This window comes from Paenisporosarcina sp. P4_B8, assembly GCF_056402175.1.
Genome location: NZ_JBFUHX010000002.1, coordinates 339,318 through 356,886, shown reverse-complemented (window position 1 = coordinate 356,886; position 17,569 = coordinate 339,318). Strand labels below are relative to the sequence as shown.

Genomic DNA, 17,569 nt, shown 5'->3' with positions numbered 1-17,569 from the left:
CCAATTCGAACATCCCACACTTCAAAATCCCTTAATCTAATTTTACGTTCAAAATAATCAATCAAACTTATACGTCCCCTTTCAATTTTTTTAACTGCTGATAATCAATCAAATTACATATTCTTATTCAACTATTCTGCCCCGTTAGTTGAAGAAGAATTACTCTAACCTTCGTTAATTAAACCGTATCGATTTTGTTTAAGCAGCTCAGTGAACAGCATCCGTTGAGGATTTTGTTAGAAGGCCTGAACAAAAGGGTATTATATAATTGGATAAAATAACGCATTTTATGTTCCCAATAGAAGAATAAAATAAGTAATTCCGTAAATAGGAAGTGCAATTGTAGTAATTATATACATTGTCATTTCGCCTTTAGAAAGTTTTCTTTTCCACTTAGTTAGCTTAAGTTGCCTATGATAAATAATGCTGGAAATGAATATTAATATAAAAGTTAAATCCTTTATGTTTTCTAAAACGGTAATCAAATAATCTGCTCCTTTAGGGATTTGCAATAATTTGCCCTTTATGTTAAATTACGAAATAACATAAAAAAGAATCTCGTATTTAGATAGCAAAATATGAGGATCCTGAACACCTTCCCCTTTTGTTCAAAAATTTACATATATTAACTTATTCAACAACATTCCAAAAAAGCCTTCTTATTGAACTGACCTGCCCCGTTAGTTTAATAAGAAAAAAGGCTTCACTCCTTATTGAAGTAAAGCACCGGTTAGTTAAAAAGTATTTAGTAGGATTTATTGTTAAAACAATCTTCACAAATGAACTTACCTTCGTTGCTTAAATATGCTTTTATTTCCGTAAAACCTTTTCGCTTTGGGTAACGCATTTTCACAAAAACAACGTCGTCTTCCTTAATCTCTTTATCACAAATAGTACATCTGGGTTTATCCCACAACATCTAAATCACCTCTAAGTAATGTTAATTCCTCTTCATATCTTTACGAATAACTTTTATAAAAGTTTCTTCAACTAACCTGCCCCTTTACTTTAATACGTTTGAAACGAATAAAAGCTCCAACTTTAAATAAATTTTCCATATAAAATTATCAAAAGTCCATTGTTTCTTATTGAACTAACCTGCCTCGTTAGTTCAATAAGAAAAAGGGCTGTTTAAACAGCCCAATGAACTTTAACTAAAGCACCCGTTAGTAAAAAAATTACTTTACTTCTAGAACAAATGCATAAAAAGCATCTCCATGAGATAAGTTCTCTTTCTTATCATCCATCCACCATACGCCATAAGAATAATAATAAACCCCTTTTCGAGTAGGTGCAGAAAAGCTATTTTCTTCCATCAATACTTCATTTTCATTACTTTCACTAACCTGCATAAGTTGGAATTCATTTGGTTTTGGTTCATATTCCATTAAAAAAGATAATTTCTCTCCTGGATTCACTTTAATAGGTACTTTCCCCTTCAATAGTTCAACAGGTCCAGCAGTATCAACACATCCATCTTTCCAACAATAAGTACCTAGCTTTGTTTCAAAATTTTCATTTCCAATATTTATATTGACTTCTGGAGGCTTTTCACCTGATATTCCCTCTTTTGAACAACCCATTATGCTAAAACTAATAAGAATTAACAGTATAAACAGACATTTTTTCATAAACCTTCCCCCTTTAATGTTAAAGACGAACTAGATTTACCCTAATGTTACACATATTTTATTAGTTATTAAGTAAGTTAGATACTTTTTTTGCTGGCTTATTGAGGGTTATAAATCAATTGAAGCCCAAAAATATCAGGCAATATGAAGATTAAAAATAGCCCTGTAAACGAGAAGGTTATAAATCTTTTTCTATCTAAACCAACTCTTAATTCCCAAAGTCCCAGACAAACTAAATACAAACCTAACAGTGTACTAATCATTGGTAAGATTAAGATATTAATATCCATTCCATTTCCCCCTTGATATAAAGCACTCCTTAGAACACCTTCCCCTTTTGTTCAAAAATTTACATATATTAACTTATTCAACGGCATTCCAAAAAAGCCTTCTTATTGAACTAACCTGCTCCGTTAGTTGAAATAGCAACGGGATGGATTCATCCGCAAAACATCGATTCAATCGCTGAATGGGCTTGTATGTTCCATACACAACCAGTTGACATAACCCCCTGAATGGGGGGTATTCAACTAGGTTCATTAAACAAGAGCTTGTAAATATTTCAACTCACATTGTCTCGGTTATTGAATCAATTGGAATTGAAGTAATTATGATTATAAATCCTTGTTCTTGTACCCCTTTATTAGTACCTGAAATATCTAGCTATGATTACTAAAAAAAAGGAAATATCATATCTTGTACAGAACAATATAATAAAGGAGTGGATGCAATTGGAAATTTTGATTTTAGGGGGTACACGTTTTTTAGGTCGATTTTTAGTAAATGCTGCACGAGAACGAGGACACCATGTCACGCTTTTTAATCGTGGAAACAACGGTGATATTTTTCCGGAAATCGAACAGTTAAAAGGAGATCGTGATGGGGATTTACAGGTGTTAAAAGGACGTAAATGGGATGCGGCTATTGACACGTCGGGTTTTATACCTAGAACTGTATCAAAATCATGTAAATTACTTAATCATGTCAATCATTATACTTACATTTCAAGTATTTCAGTTTACAAAGATCCCAGTAAACCAGGTATTGATGAACAGGCAGAGGTACATACATTGGATAGTGAAGAAGTAGAAAAAATTACTCATGGGACAGCTGGACCAATATATGGAGAATATTATGGTCCATTAAAAGCTTTGAGTGAAAAAGCTGCAGAAAAAGAATTGCCTGGGAAAATTTTAGTTGTTCGTTCTGGTCAAATTGTTGGACCCTATGACTATACGGATCGATTACCATATTGGATCAAAAGATTATCAGAAGGAGGAGAGGTTTTATCTCCAGGCCGTCCTAATCGCCCCATACAATTTATCGATGTAAAGGATTTAGCGAGATGGGTCATTCAGTTGATTGAACAAAATGTGACAGGTACGTTTAATGCTGTCGGACCAGATAAAACTCTAACGATGGAACAATTACTTAAAGAATGTAAAAGAGTAAGTAGAAGCGATGCTACTTTCACATGGGCATCTGAAAAGTTTTTACTAGACAACAATGTTGAGCCGTGGGGAGAAATGCCCTTATGGATACCCGAGGAATATCCTTTACCAGGGGCCGAGAAGCCATGGAACGGATTTTTGGCCGTTAATAATAAAAATGCGATGAATACCGGATTAACATTTCGTCCTCTTTCAGAAACCTTAAAAGATATTTTAGACTGGGAACAAAACCGTCCACAAGGGCATGAAAGAAAAACCGGTATAGATAGACAACGTGAAAATAAACTTCTTAAAGAATGGCACGAAACAAATAAATGAACTCAACAGTCCGTAGTGTACTTTTACGGACTGTTCTAAAGCGCCCTTATTGAGGAGCAGAATCGAATGGAATTAAAGATCAGGTACATTCAATTATAAACACCAATGTAACAAAACTTAGGAGTTAATGAACACCCTATATTTACAGTGTTTTGTGAGGGTTAACTCTTTTATTAATGTTCAAGAACTCGTTCAATAATCTAAGTTCAGTAACCTATACGCAACTAAGTATAGGTACACGATTGATTATATTAGATTATTATAAAATATCAATTTTATTTCTACTTTACTATAATAGAGAGATGAGGAGCGTTAAGAGTCTATTTTGAAAAGGAGAGTGATTTTTTGATTGAATTAGGAACATTAGGTGCTTTTGCTCTAGTATCGTTAGGGATGGTCTGTTCACCTGGTCCTAATATGATTTATTTAATATCTAGGACAATTACGCAAGGTAAAAGGGACGGAATTATTTCTCTTTTAGGAGTAATCACGGGTTTTTTGATTTATATAATCGCTACAATGTTGGGCTTATCCTTCTTGTTCGAATTAGTCCCAGTAATGTATGACATTATTAAATGGTTAGGTGTTATCTACTTGTTGTGGTTAGCATGGAATGCAATAAAACCAGGGGCAAGTTCAATTCTGGAGCCACAGCATTTAGCTGTAGAGTCACCAAAAAAACTATATGTTATGGGACTTATGACAAATTTGTTAAATCCTAAAATTGCAATCTTGTATGTTTCACTTTTACCTCAATTTATGGATCCTAATAGTGGTTCACTGCTTCTTCAAACTGCTCAATTAGGAGCAGTGCAAATTTCTGTTAGTTTTGCTATAAATTTACTAATTATTTTATTTGCTGGGCAGGTCTCGGATTGGGTTGGAAGAAGACCTTTTTGGGTTAAAGTTCAAAGCTGGTTCATGGCATCTGTTTTAGGTGCCTTAGCAGTAAACTTAGCTTTTAATGAAAAAAAATAATCCTTTGAAGAGTGTTTTTTTAGCTACTCTTGCTTTTATCACGAAATAAATTTTTTTATTCAACCTAACCTCAATCAGACAAGTAATAGCTTTGGTGAACTTGAAAATACACTTGCCTATCCTAGGGATAAGCAGGTTTTTTTATTTACTAGTGTAAACTTCCTTTTTTATGTATTTCAAATACAAAGTAGGTTGACATAACATCCGGATGAGGAAGTTAATCAACTTCAGATCCATAAGAAAAAGCCGCCTTAAGGCAGCCGGTTGTTCAACTAAAGCACCCGTTAGTTTAATAACAATCTTGCGATTAATACTTTCCAAATGTGGTGATACCACGATGGGTACAATAATTTCGATGACTTAAATCTTCTATCCACTTTTTTAAATTTAATTGATATAAACCATAAATATCTCGGTATGTATAACTTCCCACATTTACTTCAATTGGCTCAGGATTTTCTTGCATATTTTGTTTGTACTTTTCAAATGCGTGTTGATTCGGTACTTCGTAAATTTCTAAGACATCACCTATATCCATATAGTTTTCAATGTATTTTAGAAACAATTTATTACCTACTCCATTTGCCTCGTAGATATAGGGCAAAGAAAACAAACCGTCAACCTCTTTCTCCCAATAATCTCCTATCTCTTCAACATAGAAAGATATAACATCTTCTTCACGTTCAAAAATTGTTCGATTATTGTGATCTTCAATTTCATCAGGTATTTCAAATGGCTTGGATGAAGCTAAAAATGTGATTTCTGTCATCTTTATAAATCCTCCTTTTTGAAAGCTACTAGGAATATTCCGTTAAAATTAATCATTTATATGAATTATTTCTTTAGGGAGATTGATAAATACCTGCAAAAAGCTAGGACGTATATTTCTACTTTCATTTCTCATACTAAAGAAAAAAAGGAGTGATATCTATGGCGAAACGGACTAAGAAAAATGACGCAGAACAAAAGAATAAACAAGGGTTTGACTCCAGCAAAACAGATTCTGAATTCTCCAAAGAATTTGGCAGTGCAAATGCTAATCGAGCGAAAAAAGAAAAGGCGAAAAAAGAAAAAGCATCCAAAAACCAAGGGGAATGGAAAGGAATGCATTGATTGTTTTATCAAGATTTGAAAGAACACCCCTCCCTCATAGGATGTATGGCGTTTCCAAAGAACAGGATATAACTCTTTTGATTTACAGCGTGGATTTTTTTATAAACTTTCCACCACATCATCTCCACTCTCAAAATCTGATAAATCTATCATTTCTTCAAAGAAAACCAATATAATGAACTGCACCTCTAATTGTTAGTTGTGTCTAACGATTGAAGGTGCAGTTTTTTGACCCCCGCAAGTTCAATAAAAAATGGTTTTACTCCTTTTTGAAGTAAGCACCTGTTAGTTTAATAAGGAAATTACAGATGATGAATATTTATTGCATCTATAACGTTCTCAGGCTTGATTGACTATTCTTTGCACTGCACCTTTCTTCTTCAATCGGTTTAGAAAGTCTTAATCCGTTCATAAGCTTCCGCATGTCTTATCTAAGCGCAAATTTCCGGTTAATTATTTTGGGTTCGGATGCTTTTCAACTATTCGAACCTAAAAATCATGTGGTATAATTAGCCATTAATAATGAGAGGGGAATTATAATGGACACAGGCGGTAAAGTAACCATAACGGTAGAAACAATAGTTCATGCACCAGTTGAAAAAGTGTGGGAATTTTGGACAGAACCACAGCATATAACGAAATGGACGTTTGCTTCTGAAGACTGGCACGCACCAATTGCCGAAAATGATTTAAGGGTTGGCGGTAGATTTCATACAAGAATGGAAGCAAAGGATGGAAGCTTTGGATTTGATTTTGGTGGAGTTTATGATGAAATTAGAATAAATGAATTTATTTCTTACACTCTTGGAGATGGTAGGAAAGTTACGATCACGTTTGTTAGTCAAGAAAACGACACTAAGGTAATTGAAGTTTTTGAAGGAGAAGCCACTCATTCCATTGAGCAGCAAAAAGCAGGCTGGCAGGCGATTCTAGAAAATTTCAAAAGATATAGCGAACTTTCTAAAGAAAATTAAAAATAATTTGTACTTGAGATTGAATAAAAATTATACAAAAGTTAATTGTTACCTTCCTTTGGGAAGGTTTTTTTATGTTAACCATTTTTAAACTTACTAAGAGGAATAACGTCTGGGAACGTATCATAAACCTCTATTTTCCTTTCTTATTCTTCAACTAACCTGTCCCTTTAGTTGAACAAGAAGAAGAGCCGTCTATACTGCTCATTGTTCTTCTACTAAAGCCCCCGTTTGCCATCCATGAAGCTCAAAATTAGCGCTTCACCACAGAAAATGAAACTGTGTACAACTGAACAATACCCATCCCCTCAAGGATTGAGGGGTTGATTGAAGGGGGTCTGGGAAAGGGTCTTCCAGTGGATTTAGACAAAGCACAAGGTCTTTATTGGGCTTGCCGAATCCTGGATAGGCTACACTTAGTTGGACAATCAAATTAAGGGCAAGTAAAACAAGTTGAGGAGAATCTACTATGTCCCAAAAAAGAAGAACGTTTTCAACAGAGTTCAAGAAACAAGTGGTAGCTCTATATGAAAACGGAAAAAGCCGCCAAGAAATTGCCCGCGAATATGATCTAACAGCTTCTGCATTAGATAGATGGATTACACAATTCCGTCAGTCTGGATCTTTTAAAGAAAAGGACAACAGACTACCAGAAGAACAGGAATTAATCGAGTTACGTAAAAGAAATAAGCAGCTAGAAATGGAAGTAGATATTTTAAAGCAAGCCGCGCTGATCATGGGACGAAAATAGATGTAATTCAGAAAAATCGCCACACCTATTCGGTATCAGCAATGTGTAAAGTCCTGAAAATAGCTCGCAGTACCTTTTAMTATGAAACGGAAATATCGGCCAAAAAAGCGCAAGAAAAAGTCGATGAGGAACAAGAAATAAAAGAGAAGATTCTAACGATCTTCAATCAGAATCGCTACGTGTATGGTACCCGGRAAATAAAAGAAGAACTTCGAAAAACGGGACTTACCGTGTCTAGACGCCGTGTTGGACGTCTGATGGCGGAGCTTGACATCCAGTCAAAATACGCACAACCATCTTATAAACCAATGACCTCTGCGCCAAACGAAGAATCCTATCGCAATGTACTCAATCGTGACTTCAGAGTTGARGAAGAGCTTTCAGTTTTAGTGAGCGATCTTACATATGTGAAAGTAGGTCAACGCTGGAATTACATCTGTTTCTTAATCGATTTATACAACCGTGAAATTGTTGGGTACAGCGTCGGAGAGCGCAAAGACTCAGCGCTAGTTCAACGTGCTTTCAAATCGGTCAATCGAGATTTAGGAGCTGTGAAAATCTTTCATACRGACAGAGGTTCAGAGTTTAAGAATGTAGCAATCGACGAGCTRTTACTTACACACAAGATCGAAAGATCCTTAAGTCGAAAAGGTAACCCCTATGACAATGCCGTGGCAGAAACCACATTTAAGATTTTAAAGACAGAGCTCATCAACGGGATGCACTTTCCCACCCTTTCCCAGCTCGCACTTGAACTATTTGATTACGTGAATTGGTACAACAATAAACGGTCGCATAGCTCATTAAGCTATTTAAGTCCAGTTGCATACAGAAACTTAGCCCTTAAAAAAATTGTATGATTTAGTGTTGACGTACCATCCCCCGTAGGGGCAAGGGGGAGTTCACTAACTACAACATTAAAAAACGTCAAACCTTCTTCGATCAACAAACCGATGCGAAGCTAATTTTTAACATCTTACATGTTTTCGTTTAAAACCCAGCCTCCCTTTATCAATTTCTTTTTGAATACTTTCGTAAGCGTTTAGGATACTGCTTTTTTTCTTGTCCCGTTTGACTTCTACTTTACCTACTGCCTTTGCGGTCTCGACTGCCTTTTCATGGTGAGGCAAATATGAAATCCCCACAGTGTATAGAAAATTATTCATAGCTGATTTCGTTCGTTCCGGGGAATCGTGAATCTTATCTTTTACAAGATCAAGCATATTGGATATCTTGCTTTCGGAAAATTCATTGTCTATGCGATTACCTAAAAGCCAGCAGTAGCAGCTCCAGCCCGCTGACATTCTTAGCTCTTCACCGCTTGCGATCCATTTATCAGCAACTTCTTGTGCAATATCTGACTCTGATAAAGTTACGGCCACTACAAAATCGGACAGCATATAAAAATATGCTGCATCGATCCAACGATCAAAATCCGCCTCAGTCATGGCTTTTGGGTCTGCAATAATGCCTCCAAAGTACATTGCATCGTAGTTACCTGTGGAATAAAGCTCTTCAGCTAAACGTTGATTTATTCTTATCTTCTTTGCAATTGGTTTCATAGCGCCTGTAGCTACACCAAAAAGAGGCTCGTGCGCACCATTAGATAAGTATATTTTTTTAGTTCGTTCCTTGCCTAAGGCTTCAAGCTCCTGCATAACTGTTTTGAAATCCATAGTTTTGCACTTCCTTCCTTATTAATAATTTCATTGTAACAACTATTTACTGAAATATTAAATCATATAAAAATAAGGTCAACCTTTAAAAACTGGTTGACCTTATAATACGAAAGCACCTTTTAGTTTGTACAATACTTCACAATCTTGCATCCTTGGATAAATCACTATTACTGTTTGATATGTAAAAAAAAGGAACCCTACTAACCAGGTGGTTCCCTTTTTTATTCGTGAGATAAAAATACAACATAACGTTTGGAAAAAAACAGGCTGAGGTTTGGGTTTCAAGCTTTTTTCAACCGACAATTGTTACATTACCTATATGAGTGCATTGAAAGAATATTGTTGGTAACCAGTATCTAAAACAAAAAATGTAGGAGTACTAAAACAGCAGAATTACAAAAACACTCCAGAATTAATAATAGATCCTAGACAACTTAACCCCTATATACACTATCACATGATCCAGCTGCTGGTTCGTAATAACAATGATTTTTATATTGACCAGCGAAAGGTTGATCGTACCATGTTGGAGGGCAAGGGGCATATGGATTAAAATACCATAGTGCATATTTCCCTGGGTGTTGACTCCAATAATCCAAATTCTTTTTTGCTAATCTTTTTTCAACAGATCTCGCTCTTTCATAAAATAAATTACCTTTTTGAACAGCTTCAAAAGAATAATTTCCTCCTTGTACATGAAAAATGACATCTGAAATTGTTCTTAAATCTCTAAAGTCTAAACAATCGGCTTTAAGACGATTAACAATTACATTTCCAACATATAACATTCCTTGCTGTCCTTCACCTTCGGCTTCTGCCCTCATCATCCTTGCCATTAAGTCAACGTCTGAACTTTTGTATTTTACTCTTGGCATTTATTCACCCCAACAATATTGTATGAAAAAAAGCCAACATTGTGTCATTGTTTACTTAGTTTTAATGCTTACAGTTTCTAAGTAATATGAAAACTAAGACAAACCTTTTCACAATGTTTGTAAAATACCCATTCAGCTTGGCGGATTTTCCCATTATAAATACGATGAAATTCGATATATTCAATTCTTCTGGCAATGCCGGTTTAGTTTTCCTCTTTAATGCAGGAAGGTGGCAAAAAAGGGTATGTTCAGAAATCACTTTGAACATACCCTTTTTGATAATTTRTCATTTTATTTGATGGATATCGCTTTATGCAAATCTATTCTTCCAGCAGTTTAATTTCTACCAGTAATCTTTTTAGCATGACTGCTGTTTCTGCCCTTGTTGCAGATTCTTTTGGTTGCAATTCATTTGCMWTGTTTCCTTGAATTACRCCAAGTTGTATAGCTAATGCTACGTCTGCTCTGGACCATGCACTGATAGATTTACGATCGMTATATTTYGCCAATACTTGATCCACATCCACTKTTGGTGCTTGTTTCTCTATGATTTTGTATGCACGACCCATTAATGCAGCCATTTGTTCACGTGTGATGTACATACTTGGTTTAAATGTATTATCTTCGTAACCATTGATTAATCCTGCTTCAACAGCTGATTGTAGTTCCGAAACATACCAATCCGTTGGTCGGACATCTGAAAAGTTTTCTTGCTCCGTTGCTTTTGGCAAGTCGAGAGCACGCGCAAGTAGGGCTGTGAATTCTGCACGTGTAATATCTTTTTCGGGTGCAAATAAACCATTTTTCAGTCCATTAATAATGCCTTTTGTTGCTAATAATTCAATATCCTCTTTTGCCCAATGTTCTGAGATATCAGCAAATGTTATTGGCTCTGGAGTTGGTGTTGGGTTTGGTTCTGGATTTGGCGTTGACCCGTTAATCTTAATGACTTCTCTCTCGACAAGATTGCTTTCTGTAGTTACTTGAACTGTAAAGGATACATTGTTGGTCAATGCTTCTTTTGTTTTATACGTATTCGAATACTTTCCTGCTTCGTCAGCTGTGAATTCATCGATATACATCAAATTTTCGGATGTAAGAACATTTCCTTTGAAAACTGTAATCGTCATTACTTTATTGGCATATTTTGCATCATGTCCACTAGTTGTAAATGTGCCATCTTCATTATTAGTTGTTGCAGCAAGTGTTAATAATGGGATACATAGGCTTATTACAACTGTTGCGATGAACATACATATTAATTTTTTCATCCTTAACCTCCATCTAACTTCATTCGTACTTTGAAAGTTATCAGCGAGAAGATTACTTCCCGCTGAACAGAACAATTGATTATTTTAATACAGGACGTTTTATTGTTTCATCCCATTTCCAAACCGTTTCAAAATCCCAACCTAATAACTCCCTGTACGTCTCAATCGTTTCTATTTCTTCTTTTGTTTTACTTAATCCTGACACACTGGATCCAGCATTTTCTTTTGTTTTTTCCACATCAACAATCGTTCCATTATAGGCAAAGTTATTTTCCAATATTGCCGTATGTCCGCTTAATATACGACCTACGACTCTATTCGCATAAGGAGATGTTACAGTTCCATTTAATGCAATCGTATTTTTCACAGCTGTATTGTTGTAACCATATCCGGAAATACCACCTGCATTACTCTTAGAGGCACTCACTTTACCAGTAGCATACACATTCTCTGTCAAACTTCCAGAATTCGTGATACCTACCAGTCCACCAGCTTGACTCCCAGTTGCCGATACATCTGCGTTGGAGTAACTATTTCGTATTACAGCATTTGAGTACCCAACTAATCCCCCTACTGTATTGGCCCCAGTAACTTTACCTGTCGAATAACTATTTTCGATTGTTCCATTGTTAAGATTCACTAGTACACCAGTTTGAGAAGCGCCGATTTCTCCGGTTACATCTACATTCACCATCGCGATGTTATGGATAGTTCCACCATTTAAATGAATAAGCGCACCTGAAGTTGATTTGAAATTGATCAGCTTTTTCCCGTTACCATCAAGTGTTCCCATAAATGGTGCATCAACAGCAAATGGTGTTAATACTTCTCCTGTTAAATCAATATCATTTTCCAAAGTATACTTTTCATTTAAATGATCATCTATTTGCTTAAGGTCTTCCACCGTTCTGATCATGTAGAATCCATTTTCATCCTGATCCAACGATGGTTTTCCTGCCCCATTGTTTTCCGTAAGTTCTTTATTCCCTATTAATATAGGTCGATCTGCGTTTTCATCCCACGTCCATACGTGATTAAAATCCCAGTCAAGATCTTCAAACGTTGCTTGATCTTTAATGGCATCTTCACTCTTACCAAGACCTTTTTCATTATTTGGATCTTCCTGAGTGATTGCCTCTTTGCTGACAATCATCTTCTCTTTTGCGATGTTATTTTCTAATTCCGCCTTTTCACCAGCCAACACTCTTCCTACAATTCTATTAGCTGCGGTAGTCGTAATTACTGAAGTATTCAATGCAGCACTGTTCTGTATCACTGTATCACCATAGGCGTAACCACTCAGTCCACCTGCATTGCTTGCTCCTGCTGTTACAGTACCAGTTGCATATACATTTTCTGTAATACTTCCACGGTTTGTAATCCCAACCAAACCACCCGCTTGTTTTTCATTTGCTTTTACATTGGCGGTTGAATAACTGTTTCTAATTATTCCGTTTGAATAGCCAACCAGGCCACCGACAGTCGACTGTCCCTTGATAGCACCTGTCGTGTAGGAGTTTTCAATCGTCCCATTATTTACATCTACCAGAATTCCTACATCATTCGTTCCTGTAGCAATGTTCACATTCAAAACAGCGATATTTTTGATCGTGCCGTTATTGATCCGGAATAATCCAGCACCATTTGTTGAAATATCAACACCTGTTATAAAATGTCCATTTCCATCAAAAACTCCACTGAATGGGGTGGCATCGGATCCAATTGCAGTAATTACATCCTGGTTTCCAATGATATCTTTTGTCAGGATAAAATGTTTATCCGGATAATATTGGATTTTCTCCAAGTCTTGCACTGTATCAACTTTATATGGATTTTCTGCAGTACCTTCTCCATCCATCGCTTCTCTTACAATTCTAGAAGGGAAAATAGGATTTTGATTCGTCAAATTGTCCCAAACAAAAAGTTTTACCGTATTTTGATCATTATAAACAAGCGGTTTGTCGAAATTAATGATTTGTTCACGGCCAAGTCCCTCTAATGCTACCTCTTTAATCTGTGCATCGATAAGCTTTGTTCCTGTTGCATCATAGGTAGCACCAATCACAGTAACTTGATTACTTGAATTCGGATAGTTTAATAATCCAACTCCATTAAACTCTCCATTCTCCACATCTACACTTGATAATTCCATATGGCTTTCCGGCGGCGTCAATGTAAATTCATCAATAACAGTTCCGGCATTATTGTAGGCTTTAATCGTTAAGGAATCTTCATTAGCTTCCAGAATCACGCCAGTCTGAACATTTTCATCGTAAACTACGTTATCCCAATCATAGACTTCATTGTCATAGAATTTAGGACCAGATGAACCCATTGTAATAAACGTAGTCCCTAAGTTCATCGCGTCTTGGTTATTATTCATGACACCGTCTCTAATGGTTGTACGTTTATATACATGGTCATGCCCGCCAATATAAAGGCTTACTCCCAATTGTTGAAGTTTCTTAGATATTTGTGCTCTACCTGTACTCATCCCAGCATCATCGCTATGTGAACCACCATAATACGGGAAATGCCCCATCACAATTTTCCATTTCTTATTGGTTGCTCTCATGTCTTGCTCAAGCCACTTTAATTGCTTATCCGTGAAGTCCATCGAGTTTAATACAGCGATGTGTGCGTCTCCATAGTCAAACGAATAATTCCCTTCTTTTTTCGTACCTTTCCCATTTTCAGGTAAGTTGAAGAAATTCGTGTATGAGCTTGCATCAACATCTTGTATGACTTCATGATTCCCAATCATGTTTGCTGATAACAAATTCAGGTCTTTGTAGATATACTTCATTACATCCGTCCAAGCATCAGTCATACCAGCTGAATTCACCAAGTCACCAACTTGGATCATTAGCTTGCCGTCTGCATTTTTTTGTTTCAATACATCCAGCATGTCAGTATAAAGCTTAAAGCTTTCTGGATTTCGGTCCGGAACTTGGAGATCCCCCATAAGATAAATCGTTGTATCCTCTGATTCAGGAGCTGTTTCAAATGAATACGCTTGTCCCCATGGACCTTCCGGAGTCAGGCCATATCGGTATTGATAAGTTGTCTCTCTTTTTAAATCCGCTAAATCTGCCTCATGTGAAGCTAGTACTCTATAACTACTATTGTCTATATTTTCCCCATATGCAGATTCAAAATAAGAAACCTTTGTTTCAATGACACTTGCATTGCTCCAATCTTTTTCGGAAGTAGGCATATACTGAACATGGGCTTCCTTCAGAACACTGTCCGTAACCAGTGTTATGCCTACTTCTTCTTCCGTTGCCCCAACATTTACAGTTGGTGTAAATTCATTTAAAATTTTGTCTCCATCTAGACTAGTATCATCAACCAATATTCTGACTGTGTTAACCCGTGAATTTCCCGCTGAATCCGTCGTATAGTATCTAACAAAGTATTCGCCGTATTCCTCTACCACGAAATGATTATCCACTATTTCCGCCATGCCTTTAGAATCGAAAACTTCTGCTTTCACATTAGGAGTATCACCACTATCATCAATTGATGTTGCAGCAGGAATTTCCACTGTATCCCCTAACTGAACAGTAGAAGGCAATTCCCCGTTTATGACGATATCAGGAGCGTAGTCAGTTCCTTTCGTTACCTCACCAACCCAGATCGGTGCACTAAGTATTTCATCTCCATCTTTCTGGAAAGTTCGAACGAAGAAATACTCCCCATCACTGGATGGAATCGACTCATCTATTTCAAACTCATTGTTATTAATATCCTTATATTCTTTTACAATCTCACCGTTGTTAGTATAGATGGTGACATTGTCAATAAAATCCTCTGGGTCTGGATCTTTCAATAAAACATTAAGATTAAGTTCTTTTGTGTCTCCAGAGAGTATAGAACCCATTATATTTCCATTAGCTGAGTAACCTAATTCAAAATTTTCATCGAAAGTAACATACGTACGGCGGTTCGCCATTGCATCGTAAATACTTTCTCTCGTTAATTCATCTGTCCAAACACCTGTTAAAGCAGGATTTCCGCTTCCCCAATTGGCACTGTGTTCATCCCCTCCATAGGAAGGAGAAAGGTGCCACCCATTATCCAAAGCTTGGACGAATGTGTCAAAATAACGTGAAACTTTATATTCAAACAACGTAACGTTATCATCTATGTCTTTATTTAAATGACCAAAGCCATTGAAATTGCCTTTACTATTTGGATCGGGATGATTGAATTGTGCAATTGCACCTTCTTCTTCTGCAAGACGACCATAAAATGTTGGAAGATCATACATTAATTCGCCCATTCCAAATTGTCCTGTTGCCCCTTTTCCATATGTTCTAGGAAACCATTCTGTATTGAACAAATTGATATGCCCCGCATCGTCATACCAAGTTACTTCAACACCAGGTATTGTTACAAGACTGTCAGAATTCAATCTATCAAGCTCTGATCGAGAAAACTTGTATTCATCCGAGTAAGAATCTGTGTAGCTTTCCAGATAGTCATTACCAGTAGTTATATCAAACGTTACATCATGTTCCGACGTACTGTAAAAATCAAGATTCGTATTTTCCGCCACATGATTAACAGCATCCTCCGGGAACAACACACCATCACTAATGGAAGTATGCGAATGCAACTCCCCCGTATATAACTTCAGATCTAAATACTCTGCCCGTTCACTGTCCTGTGCACTCTCATCCCCTGCAGCATAGGCAGGAATCGTTTGCAACATCAAAGCTAACGGCATTAACAAAGCTATGCCCTTTCCCATTAGAACACTACTCTTCTTTCTCACTTGTAAACCCCTTTCTTTTGGTCGTGCAATCACTCACGCAATTCTCACACAATCTAATATTTATCATATTAATGCTTTCATTTTCCATATTTCGGATAATTCTTAACGAAATTTACTATAAGTTAACAATACTTAGTATGTTTTCAACAAAATCATTTATCCAAACCCAATAATAAAAACACTCCTTCTAGCTTTTCAGGCGGAAGGAGTGTTTTGTGATTTTCTATCATGTGCTGTACAATTGAGAAAAATTATTCTAGTCTTTCGGTAACTCCGGGCTGATCGGATCATTCACATTGGTATGCGACTGATTGATTAAATCAATCCTTTTGAAAAGAAAAGGATGTATCGGAAAACTTGGATTCGATTAATTGTATTAAATCCTGAATGTCCTGCTTGGTGGCTGGTTGTTTATTAGCGTTCAACTTATAACCAAGTTCTCCATTAACCTCTATTGTTCCCCACTCAAGATCACCTATTGTGTAAATTCCAACTTGGCGTAATCGCATTTCAAGATTGTCAGTAGTAAGTCGCATTTTTTTCATGTTTTCTTCATTTATGGTTCCATTTTCAATTACTAATACTGATTTTCCTGTAAGAAGTGTTTCTACCCCTGCAAACTTTATTTTAAGATACTGGATAACAAACACTGTAAATATGAGAACAAAAGCAACACCAAATGTGTTCCAAAGCCCTTGGTTCTCGATAGGGCGACTAAGTAAAGGTCCAATCGTAATCATTATAACAAGTTCGGAGACAGTCATTTGAGAAATGGAATTTCTTCCAGCTAGTCTTAATATGAGCATTCCCACTGCAACAATGAGAACTGCATCCCAAATCAAATTTAATTGCATATTACCAACCCTTTTTTGATTAGTTTGCCCAAAGGTCTATATAATATACATTTAATATAGAGGGTGTAGGGATTAAAACGAGAATTTCCATTTGGAACGGAAGATGCTGTAAATCCTGGAATTCCCAGATTTTGTGGTGAAACCCATAAAAATGGAACAGCTAAAGATTAACAAACCAAATAATTGATCCGATCCTTATTGAAGTAAAGCACCCGTTAGCTTAAGTATATTTGTTCACAAAGCATGTGTTATGAATCATGTTTTCTGAGGCGATAATTAGAATATTTTACGAATTAAATTTTTCTCCAAACGGAATATCCGACCTTTTCAAAAGCATTCCTCATTGGTAAGTTGTTAATATCTGTATCAGAAAATATTCGCCACACACCAATAGATTTTAGAGTTTCAGTCGCTTCTTATAGAAGGTCAATTATATATCCTTGACCTCTATGTTCAGGCAATACTCCAATGTAGTGGATTGTCCCTTCCACCAATCCATCTCTTTCGCTACCTTTATAGACTACTGGTTGAGTAATTCCGACCACGGTACCTTCCAAGTATGCTATCTTCCACCATTCCTCCTTATATACGAAGTGATTCTCATCCACTGACCAATATTCATCCACTAATTCTTCAATTGTTGCTTGTTTATCAACCAATCTTTGGTCCATAGAATCTAAAGATCCTATTATAATCTTTCCGATATTTTCTTTAAATTCTCCCTCTAAATCTTTAGTTACCTTCTTAAACTGTAATCTGCTTGTTGTATGTTTTATAGGTTCTTGTCCCTCTAGAAAATATGGGATTTTTTTATAATCTCTTTCCATTTAACCATCCTTTTCTATTAACAATGTTTTAGCTTGGTACATATAGTAATTCTTCTCTACTCCCTAG

The 17,569-nt window shown here is 36.2% G+C and carries 15 protein-coding genes; 5 read left to right on the top strand and 10 right to left on the bottom strand.

Annotated features, from left to right (window positions below):
• Positions 1-745: 745 nt before the first annotated feature.
• The 3 genes from AC1DSK_RS03720 to AC1DSK_RS03710 form a co-directional block, all read right to left on the bottom strand.
• Entirely contained in the window at positions 746-919 is a 174-nt protein-coding gene (locus AC1DSK_RS03720; protein ID WP_477548799.1) for a Fe3+ hydroxamate ABC transporter substrate-binding protein, read from the bottom strand.
• Positions 920-1,178: 259 nt separating this feature from the next.
• Positions 1,179-1,631, bottom strand: coding sequence for a hypothetical protein (locus AC1DSK_RS03715; protein ID WP_477548798.1), 453 nt, complete (start codon positions 1,629-1,631; stop codon positions 1,179-1,181).
• 98 nt (positions 1,632-1,729) lie between these two features.
• The gene (locus AC1DSK_RS03710; protein ID WP_016427023.1) at positions 1,730-1,921 is read right to left on the bottom strand and encodes a hypothetical protein; all 192 of its coding nucleotides are present in this window, start codon (positions 1,919-1,921) and stop codon (positions 1,730-1,732) included.
• Positions 1,922-2,356: 435 nt separating this feature from the next.
• On the opposite strand from AC1DSK_RS03710, the gene AC1DSK_RS03705 reads away from it, so the two are divergent.
• Positions 2,357-3,400, top strand: a complete 1,044-nt coding sequence (locus AC1DSK_RS03705) for an NAD-dependent epimerase/dehydratase family protein (RefSeq protein WP_477598067.1) — start codon at positions 2,357-2,359, stop codon at positions 3,398-3,400.
• Positions 3,401-3,745: 345 nt separating this feature from the next.
• Positions 3,746-4,378 carry a LysE family translocator gene (locus AC1DSK_RS03700; protein ID WP_477548796.1) on the top strand — a complete coding sequence of 211 codons (633 nt, stop codon included), beginning with the start codon at positions 3,746-3,748 and terminating at the stop codon, positions 4,376-4,378.
• 307 nt (positions 4,379-4,685) lie between these two features.
• On the opposite strand, the gene AC1DSK_RS03695 is transcribed toward AC1DSK_RS03700, so the two are convergent.
• Positions 4,686-5,147 (bottom strand): hypothetical protein, encoded by a 462-nt coding sequence (locus tag AC1DSK_RS03695; protein ID WP_477598059.1) that lies wholly within the window; start codon positions 5,145-5,147, stop codon positions 4,686-4,688.
• A gap of 161 nt (positions 5,148-5,308) precedes the next feature.
• Here AC1DSK_RS03695 and AC1DSK_RS03690 point away from each other — a divergent pair, with 161 nt between their 5' ends.
• From AC1DSK_RS03690 to AC1DSK_RS03680, 3 genes are all read left to right on the top strand, one after another.
• Positions 5,309-5,491: a hypothetical protein gene (locus AC1DSK_RS03690; protein ID WP_016427518.1), complete on the top strand. Its 183-nt coding sequence runs from the start codon at positions 5,309-5,311 to the stop codon at positions 5,489-5,491.
• Between the two features lie 539 nt (positions 5,492-6,030).
• Positions 6,031-6,465, top strand: coding sequence for an SRPBCC family protein (locus tag AC1DSK_RS03685; protein WP_477548817.1), 435 nt, complete (start codon positions 6,031-6,033; stop codon positions 6,463-6,465).
• Between the two features lie 469 nt (positions 6,466-6,934).
• Positions 6,935-8,076 (top strand): IS3 family transposase gene (locus AC1DSK_RS03680; protein ID WP_477547788.1). Its coding sequence is split into 2 segments (ribosomal slippage): positions 6,935-7,181 and positions 7,181-8,076, totalling 1,143 coding nucleotides; the frame shifts between segments, so codons are not numbered across the junction.
• Positions 8,077-8,184: 108 nt separating this feature from the next.
• Here the strand turns inward: AC1DSK_RS03680 and AC1DSK_RS03675 are convergent.
• From AC1DSK_RS03675 to AC1DSK_RS03650, 6 genes are all read right to left on the bottom strand, one after another.
• Positions 8,185-8,892 carry a DNA alkylation repair protein gene (locus tag AC1DSK_RS03675; RefSeq protein WP_477546471.1) on the bottom strand — a complete coding sequence of 236 codons (708 nt, stop codon included), beginning with the start codon at positions 8,890-8,892 and terminating at the stop codon, positions 8,185-8,187.
• 437 nt (positions 8,893-9,329) lie between these two features.
• Entirely contained in the window at positions 9,330-9,770 is a 441-nt protein-coding gene (locus tag AC1DSK_RS03670; RefSeq protein ID WP_477546472.1) for a cell wall hydrolase, read from the bottom strand.
• Positions 9,771-10,090: 320 nt separating this feature from the next.
• A complete protein-coding gene (locus tag AC1DSK_RS03665) occupies positions 10,091-11,041 on the bottom strand; it encodes an S-layer homology domain-containing protein (RefSeq protein ID WP_477598057.1) in 951 nt (316 codons plus the stop codon).
• 79 nt (positions 11,042-11,120) lie between these two features.
• Positions 11,121-15,797: a CehA/McbA family metallohydrolase gene (locus tag AC1DSK_RS03660; protein ID WP_477546474.1), complete on the bottom strand. Its 4,677-nt coding sequence runs from the start codon at positions 15,795-15,797 to the stop codon at positions 11,121-11,123.
• A gap of 344 nt (positions 15,798-16,141) precedes the next feature.
• The gene (locus tag AC1DSK_RS03655) at positions 16,142-16,675 is read right to left on the bottom strand and encodes a DUF421 domain-containing protein (protein ID WP_477546475.1); all 534 of its coding nucleotides are present in this window, start codon (positions 16,673-16,675) and stop codon (positions 16,142-16,144) included.
• Positions 16,676-17,091: 416 nt separating this feature from the next.
• Positions 17,092-17,502 carry a hypothetical protein gene (locus AC1DSK_RS03650; RefSeq protein WP_477546476.1) on the bottom strand — a complete coding sequence of 137 codons (411 nt, stop codon included), beginning with the start codon at positions 17,500-17,502 and terminating at the stop codon, positions 17,092-17,094.
• Positions 17,503-17,569 lie beyond the last annotated feature (67 nt).

Excerpts from the sequence above, each read along its gene's own strand:
- AC1DSK_RS03660 (WP_477546474.1), bottom strand. The coding sequence starts at position 15,797 with ATGGGAAAGGGCATAGCTTTGTTAATGCCGTTAGCTTTGATGTTGCAA.
- AC1DSK_RS03670 (WP_477546472.1), bottom strand. The coding sequence starts at position 9,770 with ATGCCAAGAGTAAAATACAAAAGTTCAGACGTTGACTTAATGGCAAGG.
- AC1DSK_RS03710 (WP_016427023.1), bottom strand. The coding sequence starts at position 1,921 with ATGGATATTAATATCTTAATCTTACCAATGATTAGTACACTGTTAGGT.
- AC1DSK_RS03650 (WP_477546476.1), bottom strand. The coding sequence starts at position 17,502 with ATGGAAAGAGATTATAAAAAAATCCCATATTTTCTAGAGGGACAAGAA.
- AC1DSK_RS03705 (WP_477598067.1), top strand. The coding sequence starts at position 2,357 with ATGCAATTGGAAATTTTGATTTTAGGGGGTACACGTTTTTTAGGTCGA.
- AC1DSK_RS03685 (WP_477548817.1), top strand. The coding sequence starts at position 6,031 with ATGGACACAGGCGGTAAAGTAACCATAACGGTAGAAACAATAGTTCAT.
- AC1DSK_RS03655 (WP_477546475.1), bottom strand. The coding sequence starts at position 16,675 with ATGCAATTAAATTTGATTTGGGATGCAGTTCTCATTGTTGCAGTGGGA.
- AC1DSK_RS03720 (WP_477548799.1), bottom strand. The coding sequence starts at position 919 with ATGTTGTGGGATAAACCCAGATGTACTATTTGTGATAAAGAGATTAAG.
- AC1DSK_RS03675 (WP_477546471.1), bottom strand. The coding sequence starts at position 8,892 with ATGGATTTCAAAACAGTTATGCAGGAGCTTGAAGCCTTAGGCAAGGAA.
- AC1DSK_RS03715 (WP_477548798.1), bottom strand. The coding sequence starts at position 1,631 with ATGAAAAAATGTCTGTTTATACTGTTAATTCTTATTAGTTTTAGCATA.
- AC1DSK_RS03695 (WP_477598059.1), bottom strand. The coding sequence starts at position 5,147 with ATGACAGAAATCACATTTTTAGCTTCATCCAAGCCATTTGAAATACCT.
- AC1DSK_RS03690 (WP_016427518.1), top strand. The coding sequence starts at position 5,309 with ATGGCGAAACGGACTAAGAAAAATGACGCAGAACAAAAGAATAAACAA.